This window comes from Streptomyces sp. NPDC048419 (assembly GCF_043200415.1).
Classification (GTDB): domain Bacteria; phylum Actinomycetota; class Actinomycetes; order Streptomycetales; family Streptomycetaceae; genus Streptomyces.
In genome coordinates this window covers 1-1,483 of sequence record NZ_JBICXT010000116.1, presented here as the reverse complement: position 1 = coordinate 1,483, position 1,483 = coordinate 1, and the positions used below count along the sequence as shown (strand labels likewise).

Sequence of the window (1,483 nt, the reverse complement as noted above, 5' to 3'; positions counted from 1 at the left end):
GGCGGCCGGCCCGCCTTCGAGGTCCGCGCCGTGCTGGCCGCCACCCTCTCCCCCACCTGGGGCGTGTACTCCGGCTACGAACTGTGCGAGAACCGCCCCCTGCGCGAGGGCAGCGAGGAATACCTCGACTCCGAGAAGTACCAGCTCCGCCCCCGCGACTGGGACGCCGCCCAACGCGAGGGCCGCACCCTGGCCCCCCTCATCACCAAACTCAACGCCGCCCGGCGGAGCCATCCTGCGCTCCAGCGCCTCAGGAACCTGAAGTTCCACGCCACCGACAACGACATGGTCATCGCCTACAGCAAGACCTCGGGCCAGGACACGGTCCTCGTCGTCGTCAATCTCGACCCGCACCACACCCAGGAGGCGACGGTCTCGTTGGACATGCCGCAACTCGGCCTGGAGTGGCACGCATTCATGTCCGCACACGACGAACTGACGGGTGAGACCTACCACTGGGGCAGGACCAACTACGTACGCCTGGATCCCGGCCGGACCCCGGCACACGTGCTCCACATCCAGCAGTCGTCCGCGTAGCCACCGATAGGAGAGTCAGAGCGCCATGACTGTCAACGAGCCCGTCCCGGACACGTTCGAGGACACTCCCGCCAAGGACCGGGACCCGGACTGGTTCAAGCGCGCGGTCTTCTACGAGGTCCTCGTCCGTTCCTTCCAGGACAGCAACGGCGACGGCGTCGGCGACCTCAAGGGCATCACCGCCAAGCTCGACTACCTGCAATGGCTGGGTGTCGACTGCCTCTGGCTGCCGCCGTTCTTCAAGTCCCCGCTCCGGGACGGCGGTTACGACGTCTCCGACTACACGGCCGTCCTGCCCGAGTTCGGCGACCTCGCCGACTTCGTCGAGTTCGTCGACGCCGCCCACCAGCGCGGCATGCGCGTCATCATCGACTTCGTCATGAACCACACCAGCGACCAGCACCCGTGGTTCCAGGAGTCCAGGAAGGACCCCGACGGCCCTTACGGCGACTACTACATGTGGGCCGACGACGACAAGGGCTACCCCGACGCGCGGATCATCTTCGTCGACACCGAGGCCTCCAACTGGACCTACGACCCGGTGCGGGGTCAGTACTACTTCCACCGCTTCTTCTCCCACCAGCCGGACCTCAACTACGAGAACCCGGCCGTGCAGGAGGAGATCCTGGCGGCCCTGCGCTTCTGGCTGGACCTCGGCATCGACGGCTTCCGGCTGGACGCCGTGCCCTATCTGTACGCCGCCGAGGGCACGAACTGCGAGAACCTGCCCGCTTCGCACGCCTTCCTCAAGCGCGTCCGGAGCGACATCGACGCCCACTACCCGGACACGGTGCTGCTCGCGGAGGCCAACCAGTGGCCGGAGGACGTCGTCGACTACTTCGGCGACTACCAGAGCGGTGGCGACGAGTGCCACATGGCCTTCCACTTCCCCGTCATGCCGCGCATCTTCATGGCCGTACGGCGAGAGTCCCGCTACCCGGTCTCG

2 protein-coding genes are annotated in these 1,483 nt (G+C 66.8%); both read left to right on the top strand.

The window, feature by feature from the left end:
* Positions 1-537 (top strand): DUF3459 domain-containing protein (locus ACGFYN_RS48155; protein ID WP_393872281.1); only part of this gene is annotated, 537 nt, incomplete at its 5' end.
* 25 nt (positions 538-562) lie between these two features.
* On the top strand, positions 563-1,483 hold a 921-nt coding region (locus ACGFYN_RS48150; protein ID WP_393872280.1), incomplete at its 3' end, for an alpha-amylase family glycosyl hydrolase.